The sequence below is a fragment of the Acidimicrobiia bacterium genome, from assembly GCA_040880805.1.
GTDB lineage: Bacteria > Actinomycetota > Acidimicrobiia > IMCC26256 > DASPTH01 > DASPTH01.
This window is the reverse complement of record JBBDHW010000057.1, coordinates 1-17,827: the sequence shown is the minus strand read 5'-3', so window position 1 is coordinate 17,827 and position 17,827 is coordinate 1. Positions and strand designations below refer to the sequence as shown.

20 protein-coding genes and 2 tRNA genes are annotated in these 17,827 nt (G+C 68.0%); 18 read left to right on the top strand and 4 right to left on the bottom strand.

The genetic code is table 11. The features are described 5' to 3' along the window. The first annotated feature begins 8 nt into the window (after positions 1–8). The 4 genes from dnaG to WD271_15260 all read left to right on the top strand — a co-directional run bounded on the left by dnaG (position 9) and on the right by WD271_15260 (position 4,885). The gene (gene dnaG, locus WD271_15275; GenBank protein MEX1009183.1) at positions 9–1,796 is read left to right on the top strand and encodes a DNA primase; all 1,788 of its coding nucleotides are present in this window, start codon (positions 9–11) and stop codon (positions 1,794–1,796) included. A gap of 13 nt (positions 1,797–1,809) precedes the next feature. Next, positions 1,810–3,117 (top strand): RNA polymerase sigma factor RpoD, encoded by a 1,308-nt coding sequence (gene rpoD / locus WD271_15270; protein MEX1009182.1) that lies wholly within the window; start codon positions 1,810–1,812, stop codon positions 3,115–3,117. A 1,092-nt stretch (positions 3,118–4,209) separates the two neighbouring features. Continuing rightward, a tRNA-Ile gene (locus tag WD271_15265) sits at positions 4,210–4,282 on the top strand. A gap of 18 nt (positions 4,283–4,300) precedes the next feature. Next, complete coding sequence (locus WD271_15260; GenBank protein MEX1009181.1) at positions 4,301–4,885, top strand: hypothetical protein; 585 nt, start codon at positions 4,301–4,303, stop codon at positions 4,883–4,885. Between the two features lie 5 nt (positions 4,886–4,890). Here the strand turns inward: WD271_15260 and WD271_15255 are convergent, their stop codons facing one another. Next, positions 4,891–5,043, bottom strand: a complete 153-nt coding sequence (locus WD271_15255) for a hypothetical protein (protein MEX1009180.1) — start codon at positions 5,041–5,043, stop codon at positions 4,891–4,893. A 404-nt stretch (positions 5,044–5,447) separates the two neighbouring features. On the opposite strand from WD271_15255, the gene WD271_15250 reads away from it, so the two are divergent. After that, positions 5,448–5,660, top strand: coding sequence for a hypothetical protein (locus tag WD271_15250; GenBank protein ID MEX1009179.1), 213 nt, complete (start codon positions 5,448–5,450; stop codon positions 5,658–5,660). A 1-nt stretch (position 5,661) separates the two neighbouring features. Next, positions 5,662–5,949 carry a hypothetical protein gene (locus WD271_15245; protein ID MEX1009178.1) on the top strand — a complete coding sequence of 96 codons (288 nt, stop codon included), beginning with the start codon at positions 5,662–5,664 and terminating at the stop codon, positions 5,947–5,949. Here the strand turns inward: WD271_15245 and WD271_15240 are convergent. Both WD271_15240 and WD271_15235 read right to left on the bottom strand, forming a co-directional pair. Next, the gene (locus WD271_15240; protein ID MEX1009177.1) at positions 5,937–7,055 is read right to left on the bottom strand and encodes an amidohydrolase family protein; all 1,119 of its coding nucleotides are present in this window, start codon (positions 7,053–7,055) and stop codon (positions 5,937–5,939) included. The genes WD271_15245 and WD271_15240 overlap by 13 nt on opposite strands. Then, complete coding sequence (locus tag WD271_15235; GenBank protein MEX1009176.1) at positions 7,052–8,188, bottom strand: glycosyltransferase; 1,137 nt, start codon at positions 8,186–8,188, stop codon at positions 7,052–7,054. The genes WD271_15240 and WD271_15235 overlap by 4 nt, the downstream gene beginning before the upstream one ends. 31 nt (positions 8,189–8,219) lie before the next feature. Between WD271_15235 and WD271_15230 the strand changes: the two genes are divergently transcribed. From WD271_15230 to WD271_15190, 9 genes are all read left to right on the top strand, one after another. Then, positions 8,220–8,870 carry a hypothetical protein gene (locus WD271_15230; protein ID MEX1009175.1) on the top strand — a complete coding sequence of 217 codons (651 nt, stop codon included), beginning with the start codon at positions 8,220–8,222 and terminating at the stop codon, positions 8,868–8,870. Beyond that, positions 8,861–8,936, top strand: a tRNA-Asn gene (locus WD271_15225). Before WD271_15230 ends, WD271_15225 begins: the two co-directional genes overlap by 10 nt. Before the next feature lies 1 nt (position 8,937). Continuing rightward, complete coding sequence (locus WD271_15220; GenBank protein ID MEX1009174.1) at positions 8,938–9,219, top strand: 4a-hydroxytetrahydrobiopterin dehydratase; 282 nt, start codon at positions 8,938–8,940, stop codon at positions 9,217–9,219. Positions 9,220–9,222: 3 nt separating this feature from the next. Next, the gene (locus WD271_15215) at positions 9,223–9,645 is read left to right on the top strand and encodes a hypothetical protein (protein ID MEX1009173.1); all 423 of its coding nucleotides are present in this window, start codon (positions 9,223–9,225) and stop codon (positions 9,643–9,645) included. Between the two features lie 20 nt (positions 9,646–9,665). Then, positions 9,666–10,232: an NTP transferase domain-containing protein gene (locus tag WD271_15210; protein ID MEX1009172.1), complete on the top strand. Its 567-nt coding sequence runs from the start codon at positions 9,666–9,668 to the stop codon at positions 10,230–10,232. Positions 10,233–10,237: 5 nt separating this feature from the next. Further along, positions 10,238–11,080, top strand: coding sequence for a formate dehydrogenase accessory sulfurtransferase FdhD (gene fdhD, locus WD271_15205; GenBank protein MEX1009171.1), 843 nt, complete (start codon positions 10,238–10,240; stop codon positions 11,078–11,080). 8 nt (positions 11,081–11,088) lie between these two features. Next, positions 11,089–13,332: an FdhF/YdeP family oxidoreductase gene (locus WD271_15200; protein MEX1009170.1), complete on the top strand. Its 2,244-nt coding sequence runs from the start codon at positions 11,089–11,091 to the stop codon at positions 13,330–13,332. Further along, on the top strand, positions 13,329–14,078 hold the full coding sequence (locus tag WD271_15195; protein ID MEX1009169.1) for an inositol monophosphatase family protein: 750 nt from the start codon (positions 13,329–13,331) through the stop codon (positions 14,076–14,078). The genes WD271_15200 and WD271_15195 overlap by 4 nt, the downstream gene beginning before the upstream one ends. Continuing rightward, the gene (locus tag WD271_15190; protein ID MEX1009168.1) at positions 14,075–14,875 is read left to right on the top strand and encodes an inositol monophosphatase family protein; all 801 of its coding nucleotides are present in this window, start codon (positions 14,075–14,077) and stop codon (positions 14,873–14,875) included. Before WD271_15195 ends, WD271_15190 begins: the two co-directional genes overlap by 4 nt. Here WD271_15190 and WD271_15185 read toward each other — a convergent pair. Beyond that, entirely contained in the window at positions 14,868–16,049 is a 1,182-nt protein-coding gene (locus WD271_15185; protein MEX1009167.1) for a serine hydrolase domain-containing protein, read from the bottom strand. The genes WD271_15190 and WD271_15185 overlap by 8 nt on opposite strands. 326 nt (positions 16,050–16,375) lie before the next feature. Between WD271_15185 and WD271_15180 the strand changes: the two genes are divergently transcribed. From WD271_15180 to WD271_15170, 3 genes are all read left to right on the top strand, one after another. Further along, positions 16,376–16,990, top strand: coding sequence for a hypothetical protein (locus WD271_15180; protein ID MEX1009166.1), 615 nt, complete (start codon positions 16,376–16,378; stop codon positions 16,988–16,990). A gap of 100 nt (positions 16,991–17,090) precedes the next feature. Then, positions 17,091–17,267 (top strand): hypothetical protein, encoded by a 177-nt coding sequence (locus tag WD271_15175; protein ID MEX1009165.1) that lies wholly within the window; start codon positions 17,091–17,093, stop codon positions 17,265–17,267. Between the two features lie 121 nt (positions 17,268–17,388). Further along, complete coding sequence (locus tag WD271_15170) at positions 17,389–17,730, top strand: WhiB family transcriptional regulator (GenBank protein ID MEX1009164.1); 342 nt, start codon at positions 17,389–17,391, stop codon at positions 17,728–17,730. Positions 17,731–17,827 lie beyond the last annotated feature (97 nt).

Genomic DNA, 17,827 nt, shown 5'->3' with positions numbered 1-17,827 from the left:
AACGACCAGTGGGAATCCTCGACGACGACGTGGCGCGGGTCCGCGACGCGACCGATCTCGTCACCCTCGCCGGTGAGCACCTCGCGCTGAAGCGTGTCGGGAAGCGGTTCGTCGGATTGTGCCCGTTCCACGCGGAGAAGACGCCGTCGTTCAACGTCAATCCCGACATAGGAAGGTTCTACTGCTTCGGTTGCCAGGCCAACGGGGACGCGATCTCTTTCGTGCGCGAGGTGGAGCACCTCGACTTCGTCGACGCGGTGGAACGGCTCGCCTCGCGCGCGGGGATCACGCTCCGCTACGACAACAACGCGGTCGCGAAGGACAAGGGCCGCAAGGCGCGCCTGAACGAGGCCGTCGGCGCCGCGATCGAGTTCTACGAGCAACTGCTGCTCGAGGCGCCCGAGGGTGGCACCGCTCGCAAGTACCTGCGTGGCCGGGGTTTCGACGGCGACGCGGTGCGGCAGTTCCGGCTCGGTTGGTCGCCCGACAGCTGGGATCGTCTGAGCGTGCACCTGCAGCAGAAGAAGTTCTCCCGCAACGACGTCGTCGACGCCGGCCTCGCGTTCGTGAACAAAGCCAACAAGCTCCAGGATCAGTTCCGCGCGCGATTGATGTTCCCGATCTTCGACAGCAAGGGAGACCCCGTCGGGTTCGGTGGGCGCGCCCTCGGCGACGACAGCCCGAAGTACAAGAACTCGCCCGAAACGTCGATCTACCAGAAGAGTCGTCTCCTCTACGGGCTCAACTGGGCAAAGGCCGAGGTTGTCGCGCGCGGCGAGATCGTCATCTGTGAGGGCTACACCGACGTGATGGCGTTCGCGCTGTCGGGTGCGCCGAACGCAGTCGCCACGTGCGGCACCGCGCTCGCCGACGATCACTTCCAGGTCGTCAAGAACCTGGCGCGCAAGGTGGTGCTCGCGTACGACTCCGATGCCGCGGGCCAGGGCGCGGCCGAACGCTGGTACGGGTGGGAGCAGAGGTACGACATCCAACTCGAAGTTGCCGATCTGCCCGCGGGTCGCGATCCCGCCGACGTGTGGCGCGACGACCCACAGCTACTGCTCAAGGCAATCGACGCCGCGAAGCCGTTCATGGAGTTCCGCATCGACCGCGCGCTCGCGGCGGCCGACAAGACCACGCTCGAAGGTCGTGCGCGCGCGGCCGAAGCTGCGGCGGCAATCGTTGCCGAGCACCCGAACGACCTCGTGCGCGACCAGTACGTCATGCGCGTGGCGGCGAGCCTCGACATCGACACCGACCGCCTCCGAGAGGCAGTGGCCCGGGCGGCAAGCGGGAAGCGCGTTCCGCCGGATCCACCCGCACGCCAACAGGCACGTCCACGCCGGGTCGACCGGCGCGAGGTCGATCTGCTCCTGTACGCGGTGCACGATCCCGCGCTCGTCGAGGAATGGCTCGACGCCCGGCTGTTCGCCGACCCTGTCGCGCGAGCGGCGTTCGAGGCAATCGAGGCAGCCGACGACTTCCACGACGCGCTCGCCGCGAGCGACGGCCCGGTCCGTGACCTGCTCGAACGCGTTGCCGTAGAGGAACCGGTTCGCGACGACGAGCCCGAAACTCTCCACGTTCGGCTCATGGGAAATGCGGTCACACCGGCGGCGCAACGTGTGGTCGCGGGAATGCTACGCGCTGAAGACGAACGTTCGAGTTCGGTAAAGGTGCTCTTGAACGCGCTCGCGAGTGCCGAAGGAATTGGCGACTGGACCGCGGTACAAGACAACGCGAACGAGTTGCTAGGGTGGATCGAAGATGGACCACGCGGGAACGACACCGCGTGAAAGAAGAGGCACTGTGAGCAACGCGGATGTAGCGGCGGGAGTCACAACGGAGCAAGCAAACTCCGATGTCGACGATCTCCTCGCGCGCGTCAAGGAGCGCGGGTTCGTCACCACCGGCGAGATCTTCGCGGCGCTCCCCGACCTCGAGCCCAAAACCGAAGAGCTCGCCGCGATCTACGCGGGCATACGGTCGCAGGGTGTCGAGGTCGTCGACGAGATTGCCGAGGAGCTCCAGCGCGAAGACGAACGACGCGCCGGTCGTGGCGTCGTTCCCGAGCACCCCGCACCGGAGCGCAGGCGCGTCACCGAGTCGTCGTCCGCTTCGAGTCGCCCGGGTGCCGTGGCCGAGCCCGAGTCGCCCGCCCGCCACGCACGCATCGCCGCTCGCCCCGACCGGGTCGAAGGCGGCACCTTCGACCCGGTGCGCATGTACCTCAAGGAGATCGGGAAGATCCCGCTGCTCACCGCCGAGCAGGAGGTCACGCTGGCGAAGCGCATCGAGGCGGGTTGCTACGCCACTGAGCGGCTGGGGACGCAGTCGCCGCGGTCGAGCGAGGAGTGCACCAGCATCGAGGCGATCGTCGTCGATGGCGAGATGGCCAAGAAGCAGCTCACCGAGGCAAACCTCCGCCTTGTGGTGTCGATCGCCAAGCGCTACGTCGGCCGCGGTATGGCGCTGCTCGACCTCGTGCAGGAGGGCAACCTCGGCCTGATCCGTGCGGTCGAGAAGTTCGACTACACGAAGGGCTTCAAGTTCTCCACCTATGCCACATGGTGGATCCGTCAGGCCATCACGCGCGCGATCGCCGACCAGGCGCGCACGATCCGAATCCCCGTGCACATGGTCGAGACGATGAACAAGGTGCTGCGCGTGCAGCGCCAGATGCTCCAGGAGCTCGGCCGCGAGCCCACCGTCGAGGAAGTTGCGGAGAAGGTCGAGCTCACACCCGACCGCGTGCGCGACATCCAGCGCATCTCGCTCGAACCGGTGTCGTTGGAAACGCCGGTCGGCGAAGAAGACGACAGCTCGCTCGGCGATTTCGTCGAAGACCCGTCGGCAATCGCGCCGGCCACCGCCGCGGCTCGCGCGCTCCTCACCGAGGCGATCGAGGAAGCGCTCGACGAGCTCAACGACCGCGAGCGCGCCGTCGTGCGGCTGCGGTTCGGTCTCGACGACGGCCAGGTTCGCACGCTGGAAGAGGTCGGCAAGGAGTTCGGTGTCACGCGTGAGCGCATCCGCCAGATCGAGTCGAAGACGCTCGCCAAGTTGCGTCACCCCACACGATCGCAGCGCCTGCGCGACTACCTCGAAGAGCCCTGAATTCAGAGGTCGGTTCGTGATGGTGGTCGCATTGGTGTGCGCGAGCATCAGCTTCGTTGCCACGTCTGCGCCGGCCAAGGCCGTGTCCACTTCCGCACGCCCGGATCCCTAGAGTCAGCTCGTGGACGAGAACGTCGCGGTCGTGCCCGTGACAACGACAGAGTGGTCAGCGTTCGAGGCTCTCTTCTGCTCGTCGCCGTCACAGGAGGCGTGCTGGTGCGTCTGGCCGTTCCGGGCGCACCGTAACTACACGCACGCGGCCCCGGAGAACCGTGAGTTCATGCGTGCGCTCGTTGAACAAGGTGAAGTGCCGGGTCTTCTCGCACAGCTCGGCAGCGAACCGATCGGTTGGTGCGCGCTCGGACCACTTGGGAGATATCCGCAGTATGGAGGCATCGATCGCGAGGACGCCTGGGCGGCACCGTGCATCCACGTCGTGCGAAGCGGCCGCGGTCGCGGCGTTGGCCGGTCTCTGGTCGCATCAGCAAAGAGGTACGCGTCCGGTCGTGGCGCTGCGGTGCTGTACGGGCCTCCCCCTTGGTGGATTGCGGGAGGTCCAGCGGAAGTTGCAGGAGCGGTGGCGGCATTCCTCGCCAACGGGTTCGAGCAAATCGATCCGGGCGCTCGAATGCCCGTCCTCCGTTGCGATTTGTGAGCAATTCGGGACGCCCTCTCACCAACTACTGCCGCTCCGCTCGCTCGGCGCGCACCGCCCCGACCTGAGAGCTTCGTGCAGTTCCTCGACGATCGGTCGCGTCCAGGTCGATGGTCGCCGAGGTCAGGCGCTCGGGACTCTGGACGTCAAGGATGGCAATGGGATCGCGGAGTAATCACCAGCCGTCTTACCGAGGTGCAGCCGGGCTTCAAGGAAGAGCTACCGACGCGGAGGATCACCCGACCGGACAGAGCCGCGTTCAAGGCAGGGTCGCAAAGCTCCCGAAGCAGCTCGCCGTGTCGTCGGATCGTCGCGACAAGATCTTCGACTCCGCTCAGAAGAAGTACCACAAGGAAGGCCGATCGACGCGGCCAAGCACAACGAACCCGCCTGCGACGACCTCTCGTAGCGGCGCGGTTTCCTAGGCTTGCCGCCTCGGGGCGGTAGCTCAGTGGTCAGAGCAGGGGACTCATAATCCCTCGGTCGAAGGTTCGATCCCTTCCCGCCCCACGATGACACGCCTCAGACATTGGCCGAGCGCTCTTTCTCGTCGTACCTTCCTCAGCCGGGAAGACATCGTTGGGTCACGCGTTGCTCAACGTGCTCCCCGATCCGTACCTGTTCGTCGAAGTTGATCAATGGGCTCTTCACTGGCCCTTGGATCGGCCGGAGTTCGCGACGCTCGCACACCAGGATCGATTGGACCGTGGCGCGGCGCTGGCGCTGCGTGGCTACCTCGATGCTGGTGTAGATCTGATCGTCGAGTGGGGTCTGTGGCATGCGCGTGCGCGAGTGATGGCGGCGCGGGTCTTTGCACCGTACGACGCATGGCTGATCGGGTTGCGCTGGGATCTCGAGACGCTCGAGACGCGCGAAGCGGCGCGTACCGACGGAATCCTCGCCGGCACCGCTCGTGGGCAGGCCACTCGGCGCGGCGTATGGGAACTGCCATGCGACCTCGAGCTCGATGCGGTGCACGAGGCTCCCGACCGATTGGCCGAACGAGTTACAACCTGGCTGAGTACGGCGCCGGAGCCGCGCGCGATCCGATCGCTCGCAGCGTCCCAGGTGACGGTTCCGGGAAGCGTCGATCAACCTCGCGTAGCGCTGTGAGCACGTCAGTCCTCGAGCTGGCCGTGGGCGGCGTGCCGCTCGCACGCCGGCGGGCGACCGGGGAATGGTGGTACCGGCACGCCGTCGCGTCCGACGCGCAGCCAACCGACCTCGATCGGCAGAGCGTCGTCGACTTTCTCGCCTACGAAAGAGTCCACGGTCGAGCGGTCGAGCTGAAAGCGACCCGCGCATCGACGTGTCGAGTATTGCGAGCGCGCCGTCGACGCGTCCGCATCCTGGCCTGATGCCGAAGCAATGTTGCTCGGATGTGTACGAGCACGGGTGTGGTGGATCGCTGGTCTGCCACGGTACGACGGCCCGAGTCGCGGGTGATGCGCTGCGTAGCGGGACGCTCCTCCCGAAGACAGCGTCTTCATCGATAGCCGCAGCCGATCTCGCGAATGCGAGCACCTACCCCCGACTTCAGGTCGAAGTGACTACTTCGAGCACGTCATGTTCGCGAACGGCGACTGTCAAGCGCCGGAAGCCGTCGCGATGAGCCGCCGCGTCGGCCGCGACGCGGCTGTTCGTCGACTGGGACGAGCTCCTCACGCACGAGCGCGTGCGGTTCGACGGCGTGCATCCGGCCAAGATCGAGGGCTCGGTCGATCTGGAGCGGTATCTCGTTGCGGTGGTCGTGCACCGGTCGCAGGCCGACGAGCTCGGTGCCCTGCCGGCGTGGACGGAACGACGGGTCGTCGTGCTCGACACGCGTGTGTCGACACCGGCAGAGTGGGCGATCGCCGCGCGTGCGGCGGCCGAGCAAAAGAGGTGACATGACGCCGCAGCGCAAACTCCCGCGTCCGTTCAGCTTTCCGTGGGGCGGAGGCCAGATCGTGGAGGAGGTGTTCATCGAGAGCGAGCACCACGTGCCGACGATCCAACTGCTGGAGTACGAGGATGGATCGCTCAGCGTGCGCTTCTGCTCGTACACCCACAGCGGCCGCTTCCAGCGAAACCCGCTCATGGTGTCGGCCGACGACATGAAGGGGCTGGCGCGGGCGTTGAAGGAAACCCCACGACTCCAGAAGCTCGTTGGCGGGCTCGTTCGTCAGAGGTCGTAGAAGGCAGCGGCGTTGGCGCCGTTGACCAGACGGCGCGACTCCGCGTCGAGCTTCTCGGTCGCCTCGTGGAGCTCGTCGACGACTCCTTCGATCTTGGCGTCCGGGTGCGGGTAGTCCGACGCCCACATGATCCGGTCGGCGCCGAGCACCTCGGCGCTGAACGCGAGCGCGCACTCGTCGGGGTCGAAGCTCACCCAGCACTGGCGACGGAACACCTCGGACGGCGACGTCTGCTGGTACGGATTGCCGAACACCCTCTGCTGGTGGTCGAAGCGCTCGAGCATCGTGGGCATCCATCCGCCCGAGCCTTCGAGGATGACGACCTCGAGGTCGGGGAAGCGCTCGCAGATCCCGCCGGCGACGAACCAGCCCGTGGCCATCATCATGTCCATCGCGTTGCCGAGACCCTGCCGCAGTGTGAGCCCTTCGCTCGGCATGCCGTAGCTGTCGTCGTCGAGTGAGAGCAGCTGCACGGTGTTCGGCATGTCGGCCATCGGGTAGGGGTGCACGCCGATCGGGCAGCCGAGGCTCTGCGCCGCGTCCCAGAACGGGTCATAGACCGGGTCGTGCAGCTTCTTCAATCCGATGTACGGCGCCGGCCGCACGAAGACGGCCTTGAAGTCGAGCTGCTCGAGGCTGCGTTCCATCTCCGCGATGGCTGCCGGGATGTCCTGGAGCGGAACCGCGCCCACGCCGTAGAGCCGGCCCGTGTCGACTGCGCAGTAATCGCGCAGCCAGTCGTTGTACGCGCGGCAGAGCGCGCCGAACCCGGCAGGGTCCTCGCGCCACTCGAGCAACAGGGTGGGGTAGAGGACCGCCGCGTCGATGCCCTCGCGGTCCATGTCGCTCAGGCGCGCCGCACCGTCGCTCCCACCCGGAATCGCGAGGTGAGACAGCACACTCGGATCCCACGTGGAGAGGATCCGGAAGTCGGCAGGAGGCTCGGCCATCGCGCGCACGGTGCCCGGCGGCAGGTTCAGGATGTCCTTGTGGGCGGGATCGATGTAGTCGCCGAGATGACCGGTTTCGTTCACGTGGCCGTCGGCGTCGATCGTCGCCGACCCGTTCTTGTAGTCGACCGCGTTCGTGGCTTGCGTAGTCGTCATGGCTGACCTCCCTCGGCGGGCGGAGTGTATTGCAAAGCGCGCAGGAACCGTGCTGCGACCGCGCGGTTCGAGAGCTCGGTGCGCGCGCGTTCCAGATCAGCCGCCTCGATGAACACCGGAGCAGTGTCGACGGCTTGATGCAGTGAGTCGGGATCCCCCGGGTTGAAGACGACGCCGAGGCGGTACTCGCGGACGATCGCGGCCGCGATCGATCCGTCGGAGCAAACGATCGGAACGCCGAACGAGATCGCATCGGTCACCAGCGCGGAATTTCCGTGGTACTCCGGCTTGAAGTTCAGCACGACGAGGTCGGCGGTGCTGTACACGACGTCACGCATCGCGATGTCGACGTATCCGCCGATGATGAAGGCCTCACGACCGCCCGCGTGCCGGTATTCGCCGGCCACCCGTCCCGCAACGACGAGTTGCCAGCCTGCGAGCTCCGCGAACACTCGTGCCACGAGGTCGACGTCCTTGTCGTCGCTGGCGTCGCCGAACACGAGTGCGACGCGGGCCTCGGCGCTCAGACCGATGCGTCGCTTCGCGTCGGGAACGCGATCGCGGGCGCGCGCACCGGCGATGGGAAGCGTGATCGGATGGAGGAACGGGGCGATCTCCCTCCATCGTGCCGTGTCGTCTTCGTCGGGGGTCGCGATCTGCACGCCGGCGCCTGCCGAGAACCTCGGTTCCATACTCACGGGCGCGCCGAACTCGTAGAAGAGCCACCGCCCGGGACGCGCGAACGCGGCCGCGACGATCGGATCGATGCCGGAGCTGACGACCACGACGTCCGGCGTCGGATCGCCGGCAGCTCGACACCGCGACCGCGCGGAGCGCACCAATGCTCTCGTGCGCAACCTGCTCGCGATCCGACGCAGTCCTCGCGTGTTCGCGAACGACTCGCCGATCCGGTACCGGAGCCGGTCGAAGGTGAGATACCGGTTGACGACGAAGGGAACCGCGCGCTCGCCGTCGTACAACCAGCCGGTCGACGTGAGCACCTCGACCGCGCACCCGTTCTCGGCGAAACCCTCCGCGAGTTCAGCAAACAACGTGGGGAAGTGACCGATGGGCCGGTGGGCGCGGTCTTCCACCACGAGCACGCGCCGCGGTTCGGTGTCCGGTTCGTCCATGAATGTCATACCCCATCCGTACCCTCACACCATGGGCTACCGCGGCAAGGTCGAGCAACAGGAGAAGGCCCGCATCATGCGGGCGCAGAACATGACCCTCGCCGACATCGCCGCCACCCTGGGTGTGAGCAAGTCGTCCGTTTCCCTGTGGGTCCGCGACGTCCCCTTCACGCCGTCCAAACGCCGCTACGGACCCCAGCGTCGCCCGCACCCTGCCCACACGGCCAAATTGCGCCAGATCGAAGAGCTCAACGAGCTCGGGATCCAGCGCATCGGCACCCTCGGCGAAGAAGCCTTCCTCGCCGCCGGCGTCGCCCTGTACGCGGGCGAGGGAGCGAAGACAGACGGAGCTGTCACGTTCGCCAATACAGATGCCGGGATGGTGGCCCTCTTCTGCGCGTGGTTGCGAAGGTTCTTCACTGTCGACGAGTCCCGGTTGCGCGTCCGCGTGTACCTCCACGAGGGTCTCGATCTGGACGCCGCCGAGAGGCATTGGTCCGAGGTCACCGGTGTGCCGCGATCGCAGTTCCGCGCGCCATACCGCGCGGCTGCTGATCCGACCATACGCAGGGTGAAGCACGAGTACGGGTGTGTGTACGTTCGCTACGCCTGCAGCACGACGCACAGAACGATCATGGGCTTGATTCGGGCGCTGCTATCCTCGAATGCCGTTCCGGGGTAGCTCAATTGGCCGAGCAGCTCGCTGTTAACGAGACGGTTGAGGGTTCGAGTCCCTCCCCCGGAGCCACATGCCTGCACTCCCAGACGACTCCATTGCACAACGACTCGATGCACTTCCCGGTTGGTCGCGCGAGGGCGCCGAGATCGCGAAGACGTACGAGCTCCCTTCGTTCCCCGACGCGATCGCGTTCGTCACGCGCGTCGCCGCCCTTGCCGAGAAAGCCGACCACCATCCCGATCTCGACATCCGCTACCGCAAGGTGCGCGTCGCGCTGTCCACGCACAGCGAGGGCGGCATCACCGACAACGACTTCGCGCTCGCGGCCGAGATCGAATCGACCGCTCCGTAGCCCGTGATCATCGGGATCGTCCTCGGCGCGGTGATCGCGCTGTGCATCGCGCTCGTCGTTGCCGTCGCGCGCGACAAGGGACCTGGCCCCGGCGACGTTGCCGTGTCGTACGAGTACGCGTGGGACCGCCTCGACTTCGACGTGCTCTGGACCCTCTCCGCGAAGGAGCTGCGTGACGGCCTCGACCGCAAGCAGTTCGTCGCCGCCAAACGTGCTGCCTACGAGCAGCAGCCCACGCTCCGTGGCCTGGTTGCTCACGTCGGCGTCGACGACGCGAGCGTCACCACGAGCGGGGATGCCGCGCTCGTCAACACCAGCGTCGATCTCCGGGACGACACCACAGTGCACAACGTGGTGCAGCTCGCTCGGCGCAACTCGCGGTGGCAGGTCGTTGCGTACCGCCTCGCGCCCACGTCGTCGACGTAATGCCGAGGGTTTCCGGGCTGTTGCTCACAGGGGGCCGCAGCCGACGGCTGGGTGCCGACAAGGCCCGTCTGGTGCTCGACGGTGAAACCCTGGCCGACCGGGCAGCCACGCGGCTCGCGGCGGTCTGCGAGACCGTGGTCGAGGTGGGTCCGGGGGTCACCGGCCGTCCGCAGGTGAGCGAGCAGCCGCCGGGTGCCGGGCCGCTGGCGGCACTCGCTGCGGGTGGGGGCGCCCTGCGCCAACTCGGCTGGGACGGCAACGCGCTGCTCCTCGCGGTCGATCTGCCGAATGTCGGCGTTCCGCTGCTCGAGCTGCTGCGCGATTGGCCGGGTGCGTCGACGGTCGTCCCGGAAGCCTCCGGGAGGTTGCAGCCGGTGTGTGCTCGGTACGGTCCCGAGGCGCTCCTGGCCGCTTCGAGCCTGGTCACCGGGGGAGTGCGCGCGCTGAATGCACTCCTCGATGTCGGCGACTACGACGTCGTGCCCGAGCGCACGTGGCGGGAGACGGCACCTCCCGACGCGTTCGCCGACGTCGATACACCCGAAGACGCTGCGCGTCTGGGTATCGACCTCACCGGGTTACGGTGATCGTTGTGAGCAACGACCCCGCTCGCCGTGCGGTGACCTCGGTGCGCGTGCGCGCGCTCGACGGCGAGCGAGTGTTCGACCGGCCCGACAAGCTCGTCACCGAGGAGCCCATGGAGATCCGTGTCCACGGGCCGGGCCAGGAGCCCAGGCCGCTCGTGGTCACGATGCGCACGCCGGGTAACGACTTCGAGCTCGCGGTGGGCTTCTGTCTCACCGAAGGCATCCTCGACGGGGCCGACGACCTGGACACCGTCGCGTACTGCCTCGCCGGTGAGGGCGAGCAGGAGTTCAACGTGGTCACGGTTACGCTGCGGCGGCCGGTGGCGCTCGACGGTCCGGAGCGGCGGTTCGTCGCGAACGCGAGCTGCGGCCTCTGTGGCAAGACCACGCTCGACGAGGTCGAGCAGCACTGCGCCCCGGTGGCCGACGGGCCGGTGGTCGCGCGCTCGGTTGTCGCGTCGCTGCCCGATCGGCTCGTCGTGGCGCAGACCGTGTTCGAAGCCACGGGAGGATTGCACGCGTCGGGTCTCTTCACACCGCGCGGCGAGCTCATCTCGCTGCGGGAGGACGTCGGCCGCCACAACGCGCTCGACAAGCTGATCGGCCACGCCGCGCTCGAGCGCCGGTTGCCACTGTCCGAGGAAGTGCTGATGGTGTCGGGGCGCGTGAGCTTCGAGATCGTCCAGAAGGCCGCGATCGCGGGCATCCCGATCGTGTGCGCGGTGTCGGCGCCGTCGAGCCTCGCGGTCGACGCCGCGAACCGCTTTGGCCAGACCCTCGTCGGCTTCGTCCGCGACGCGCGCGCCAACGTCTACACGCATTCCGAGCGCGTCGACGTCGACCGGTAGGAGATCGAGTGGCCTGGAAGGGATCGGCGAGGATCAAGTCCCCCAAGCGCACGCGGCGCGACCTGTGGGTCGGGTTCAAGCCGTACGGGATGGGGGAGACGAAGCCCAACCACTACAAGGAGATCGCGCGCACGTTCTGGGAGAACCGCGACAACCTCCCGTACGCGTGGCGGATCATGCACAAGGGTGTGTGCGACGGGTGTGCGCTCGGGGTCGCGGGTTTCCATGACTGGACGTTGTCAGGTGTGCACCTCTGCACCACGCGCCTCGACCTTCTGCGGGTCAACACCATGGGCGCACTCGACCCTGCGGTGCTCGCCGACGCCGACGCGTTGCGCTCGAAGAGCGGGAAGGAGCTGCGCGACCTGGGCCGGCTCGCCTACCCGATGGTGCGACGCAAAGGCGACCGCGGGTTCACGCGCATCACTTGGGACGAGGCTCTCGACCTGATCGCGGACCGCATCCGGCAGAGCACGCCCGAACGGCTGGCGGTGTACCTCACCGCGCGCGGCATCACCAACGAGACGTACTACGTCGCGCAGAAGGTCACGCGCTTCCTCGGTACCAACAACATCGACAATGCGGCGCGCGTCTGCCACGCGCCTTCCACCACCACGCTGAAGCGCGCAATCGGCGTGGGCGCCACGACGTGCTCCTACACCGACGTCATCGAGAGCGACCTGATCGTGCTGTTCGGCGCCAACGTTGCCAACGCGCAGCCGGTGTTCATGAAGTACCTCTACCTGGCGCGCAAGCGGGGTGCGAAGGTCGCGGTGGTCAACCCGATGCGCGAGCCGGGTCTCGACCGCTATTGGGTACCGAGCAACGTCGAGAGCGCGATGTTCGGCACGAAGATGACCGACGAGTTCTTCGGCGTGAACACCGGCGGCGACGTGGCGTTCGTCAACGGTGCGCTCAAGGTGCTGTTGGCCGAAGGCGGCATCGACCGCGGGTTCGTTCGTGAGCACACGGAGGGATTCGACGAGCTGCTCGAGGTGCTCGAAGGCGAGTCCTTCACCGACCTCGAGCGCCAGTCCGGCGTGACCCGTGCCGACATGGAGCGTTTCGCGCGGATGTACGCAGCCGCCCGCACCACAGTGCTCGTGTGGTCGATGGGAATCACCCAGCACGAGCACGGGTCCGACAACGTCGCCGCGATCGTCAACCTCGGGCTCGCGCGTGGCAACGTCGGCCGGCGAGGCGCGGGCCTCATGCCGATCCGGGGCCACTCCGGCGTGCAGGGTGGCGCCGAGATGGGTGCGTACGCGACCGCCTTCCCGAGCGGCGTGGCGATCACACCCGAGTCGGCCGCCACGCTCACCCGGCAGTACGGCTTCCCGGTGGGTGATCGGCCGGGGCTCACCGCCGAAGAGATGATCGAGGTGGCCTCACGGGGCCAGCTCGACGTCCTCTACTCGTCGGGCGGGAACTTCCTCGAGGTGCTGCCCGATCCCGTCCTCGTCGACGACGCGCTGCACCGCGTGCCGCTGCGTGTGCACCAGGACATTGTCGTGTCGAGCCAGATGCTCGTCGGCCCCGGCGACATCGTCGTGCTCTTGCCGGCGGCGACGCGCTACGAGCAGCGTGACGGCGGCACCGAGACCACCACCGAGCGGCGAATCGCGTTCAGCCCCGAGATCCCGGGGCATCAGGTGGGGGAGGCGCGCAGCGAGTGGGAGATCTTTGTCGATCTCGCGCGGCACGTCGCCCCAGAACGCGCGCACCTCGTTGCCTTCGACTCGGGTCAGCAGATTCGCGACGAGATGGCGCGTGTCGTGCCGTCGTACGCGGGGGTCGAGACCTTGCACGCGATCGGTGACGCGGTGCAGTGGGGCGGTGCGCGTCTCTGTGAGGGCGGCAACTTCCCCACTCCCGACGGGAAGGCGCACTTCATCCCGGTGGAACCCGCAGTGGTCGACGTTCCCGAGGGCAGCTTCCTGCTCAGCACGCGCCGCGGGAAGCAGTTCAACACGATGGTGCACCAAGCCAAAGACCCTTTGACCGGCGCGCTGCGCGACGCGCTCTTCATCGCGACCGATGATGCCGGCGCGCTCGGTCTGCGTGAAGGCGACCGGGTCGTCGTGCGTTCCGACGCCGGTTCGATGCAGGCGCGCGTACATCTCGCCAACCTGCGTCCCGGCAACGTGCAGATGTTCTTCCCGGAGGGCAACGTGCTGATCGGCCCCGGCCGCCGCGACGCCGGCTCCGGCGTGCCCGACTACAACGCTGTCGTCACGGTGCAGCGCTTGTGACGCCTGCTGAACTGCTCGAGTGCTTCGCGGCGGCCGCGGCCGCGCAGCGCCAGGCACTGGCTGGGCTCACGGGCATCGAGCGCCGCTCGCGTACCGCCCGGTTGGGTCAGTACCACCTCGACACCGTTGCCGACGCCGCGGTGCTCCCCGTGCTCACGGAGCTGCCGGTGCGCGTGCTGAGCGAGGAGTCCGAGTGGAGTGGTCCGGACGACGCGGAGATTACGGTCGTCGTCGACCCGGTCGACGGCTCGACGAACTGCTCCCGCGGTATCCCGTACTGGGGCATCTCGGTGTGCGCGCTCGATGCCGACGGCCCGTTGTGCGCGTACGTGGAGAACGGCGCCACCGGAGCCCGTTACACCGCGGTGCGTGGTCACGGCGCGTGGCTCGACGGTGAACGACTTTCCGCGTCCGAAGTTACCGTCATCGACCGTGCCGTGGTTGCGATCGTCGCGATGCCTCCGCACGAGCCTCCGTGGCGCCAGTTCCGGTCGCTCGGCTCGGCGGCGCTCGCGCTGTGCGACGTCGCCTCCGGCAGCCTCGATGGGTTCCTCGATTGCACCAACGACATGCACTGCCCGTGGGACTATCTCGGTGGGTTGCTCGTTTGCCACGAAAGCGGTGCACACATCGCGGATGCCCGCGACCGTGAGCTTGTCGTCGCTGATCCCGCGGCGCGCCGCCAGCCGGTCGCGGCGGGCACACCCGAGCTCCTCAGTGCGCTGCGCGCCGTGCTCGGGCCGTGACGCTCGACCTCGATCACCTGCTCGCAGTCGCGGTCGACGCCGCCGTTACCGCGGGCGGGATCGTGCGCGACGCTTTCGGCGCGCCGGAGAACGTCCGTGAGAAGCGGCCGGGAGATCTCGTGAGTGACGCGGACTTCGCGAGCGAGCGCTCGATCCGTGAGGGGCTCGCGCGCGCGGCACCCGACATCGCGTTCGTCGGAGAAGAGGAGGGCGGTGAACACGCCGACGTGGGGTGGTTCGTGGATCCGCTCGACGGAACGGCCAACTTCGTGCACAACTTCCCGGTGGTCGGCGTGTCGATCGCGCTCGTCGCGGATGGCGAGCCCGTCTTGGGAGTTGTGCACGCGCCCATGCTCGGCGACCTGTACTCGGCTCGGAACGGCGGCGGCGCGTTCCGCAACGGCGAGCGAATCCACGTGAGCAACCGCCCGGTCGCGAGCGCGATCTGTGCGACCGGCTTCCCGTTCCGCGCCAAGCGCGAACGCCTCGACGAGTACTTTCCTGTCTTCGAGCGCGCGCTGCGAGAGTTCGAAGACCTCCGACGCGCCGGTTCCGCGAGCCTCGATCTTTCGTGGACCGCGGCCGGCGTGTTCGACGGTTACTTCGAGCAGAACCTCGCCACGTGGGATGTTGCCGCGGGTGGGCTCATCGTGCGCGAGGCGGGTGGCGTGGTCACCGACTGGCAGGGCGACCAGCGCGCGTGGCTCCGGTCGGGCGACATCGTCGCGGGCCCTCCCGCGGTGCACGCGCACGTCCTCGCGATCATCGCGACCGCGGCAGCGGCAACGGTCACGTAGACAGCGCGACCGTCTGTTCGGGCCCCGTGCTCCGACGGAAGCGCGCGGCGCGCTCGCCGAGCGCCGTGTAGACCGCGTCGGTGATGTCGCGGTTGCGGCGTTCCGCGGCGAGTGGGTCGGGCAGCCCGTTGCAGATCACGACCATCACGAGATCGCATTCGGGGTCCGCCAGCCCGCGTGACGACGCCATGCCACCGTGTCCGAACGCGCGCCGTCCGGCGCCCCCCGTGAAGTCGACCGCGACGCCAAGTCCGAATGGTGGCGCGTGGCCGAGTAGCGGATCCCGGAGCCCGTAGCGGTGCACCGCGATCATCATCTCGACGGTCCGGGGTTCGAGTACTCGAACTGATCCCTGGCCGAGGAGCGACTCGTAGACGCTCCCGAGCTCGCGCGCCGGGCCGCGCATCCCGCCGCCCGGTTCGACCTTCGCGATGTGCCACGGCTCGTTGTGGATCTCGTCGATGCGATAGGGGACCATGCTCAAGGCACCTTGGCGGTCGACCACGGGTAACCGGTGACCCTTCCACGCGATGGGAACGATGCGGTCGCCGAGCCGGCGCTGCACGTCGACAGGGATCCCGAGGCTCGAGTTCGACATGCCGAGCGGGCCGATGACCACTTCGTGCAGGTACTGGTCGATCGGACGGCCGTCGACGGCTTCGACAACCGCGCCGAGGACCTTCCAGCCGGTCGCCGGGTGATACGCCGCGGCGGTGCCGGGCTCCCAGTCGGCCGGATGGGCGGCGATGCGCGCGATCGTCTCCTGGTAGGAGATGTCGGTGTCGAATGCCGTGTCGCGGAACATGGGGAACCCGCCGGTGTGGGTGAGCACATGGCGGAGCGTGCAGCGCTCCTTTCCGGCACCCCAGCCGTCGACGTAGTCGGCGACGAGGTCGTCGAGCCCGAGCCGCCCCTGCTCCCAGAGCTGGAGCACGGCCGCCGTCGTGAGCGGCTTGCCCGACGAGTACCAGAGCATCAGGTCGTCGGTGCGGAGCGCCCGCCCCGGGGTCGCATCCCCGACGGCCACGTCGAGGAGCACCTCGCCGCCGAGCGACACGTAGCACTGGGCGCAGTCGTGACGGTCCTCGGCCCGCAGGCGTTCGAGGATCTCGACCACCCGGGAGAGGTCAATTGCGCCCGAACCGGGCTCCGATCGGTCAAGTCGGGCGGCCACGATGCCGAAGCCTATGGCGGAGGGCGGGCAACGAGTCCCTCCGGAGCCCCCAGATGAGCAGTGTTGTCGAGACCAGGACGAATGGATGGCGACCTGATCCTTCCGGCCGGTATGAATGGCGGTACTGGGATGGTGGTTGGACCAACCGGGTTGCGAACTCGGCGACGCCTGTGAAACCGGCGACGCGTGCTGCTGCCCCGGCAGCGGTCGCGCCTCCCCGGCCGGGCCCGACGCCGAATCCGGGACCGAGTACGTCCTACGCTGCGCCTCCACCCAGTGCGTCCGAAGTCGCCGTGCTGCAGGCTGTGGCCGCAGGGCGGCCCCCGGTGCACGCACCGAAGGCGAAGGCGGCGTCGTCCCCGCCCGAGTACCCGCCTCCCGAGCAGCCCGCGCCCGCGGTCAGAGAACCCAGCACGGGGCTCAGGGCCGCGATCGTGGGGTGGTTCCGAGCGTTCGTCGACGAGCCGGAGTCGTACCACTCGCCCAAGGCCGGCGTTGCCCTTCCCCCGCACTCGCAGCAGAGTTCGATCCTGGCCGCGACACCAGCCAACTACGGACGGGCCGGCCTCGTCGCGCTCGCGGCGTGCGGACTCGGCGTGGGCGCGTACCTGCCGTGGCTGTCCGGCACCATCGACGCGCTGCCGTTCGAGCGGACCGGGTTCGAGCTCGGCAAGGCATGGGGCTTCACCTGGCTGGCCGCGGCCCTCGCCCTTGCTGCGATCCTCGGGGTCCGGATGCGCCCCCTCCGGTGGGTGAACATGGGCCTGGCGGTCGTCGCCGCCACCCTGACTGCCCGGGAGCTGATCGACACCCACGAACTCGTCACGAGGATGAACGCGGCAGCCGTCGTCAAGGCCGACGTGGGTATCGGGCTCTGGATCATGCTCGTCTCGGCTGCCGGCGCCCTCATCGCTTCGTTCCGGATCGGCACGCCGGATTAAATTGGTTGACTCGCGCGCCCGAACGTGATTGGCTAAGCGGCTCGCAAATCTTCGACCAGCACTAGCTACCCCAGCACGAGCTACCAAGGGAACCATCACGATGCAGCGGACGATGCAGTGCCACGCAATGGCAGTTGCCCCGGCCGCGCGCGCCCACGCCGGCTACGGCAATGGCCTCGTGGGCTTTGGCTCGTGGTCGATTCGGTCCTGCTTCACGGTGCCGACCACCGACCACAAGGCCAAGAGCCCCGAACGGCCCGAGGTGATCCCCTGGTAATCGCACCACCAGGGAAACGCACCAAGGCCGTCGGGGCAAACCCGGCGGCCTTTTTCTTTGTCCGGAAAACGTTCGACACGACGACAGAACCAGCGAGAGCACAGAGCAGGGGAGAACGGCGATGTTCGCCACGGAGTACACCGCAGACATCGAACAGGAGCGCTGGCGTGCACAGGCACGCTGCGCGGACAGCTCGTCCGCGCTCGTCGACCTGTTCTTCTCGGAGCAGATCGACGACATCCTGCGCGCCAAGGCTTTCTGCCTCGAGTGCCCGGTGCGTCAGCCGTGCCTCGACGGGGCCATCGCGCGGCGTGAGCCGTGGGGTGTGTGGGGTGGCGAGCTCTTCGCGAACGGAAAGGTGCTGGCCCACAAGCGCCGGCGCGGGCGTCCGCCGAAGGTGCGGCCGCCCGAGCCGGTGATCGAGGAGCTCGTACCGATCTACCCGGTCGAGAAGAGCGCGTAACCGCACAACACGGATCACCGCAGACGGCGGGGCGGGGTGACGCCTGCCCGGGCACACCATCCCCCCGTGCCCCCGCGCCCCCCCCCCCCCCCCGGGC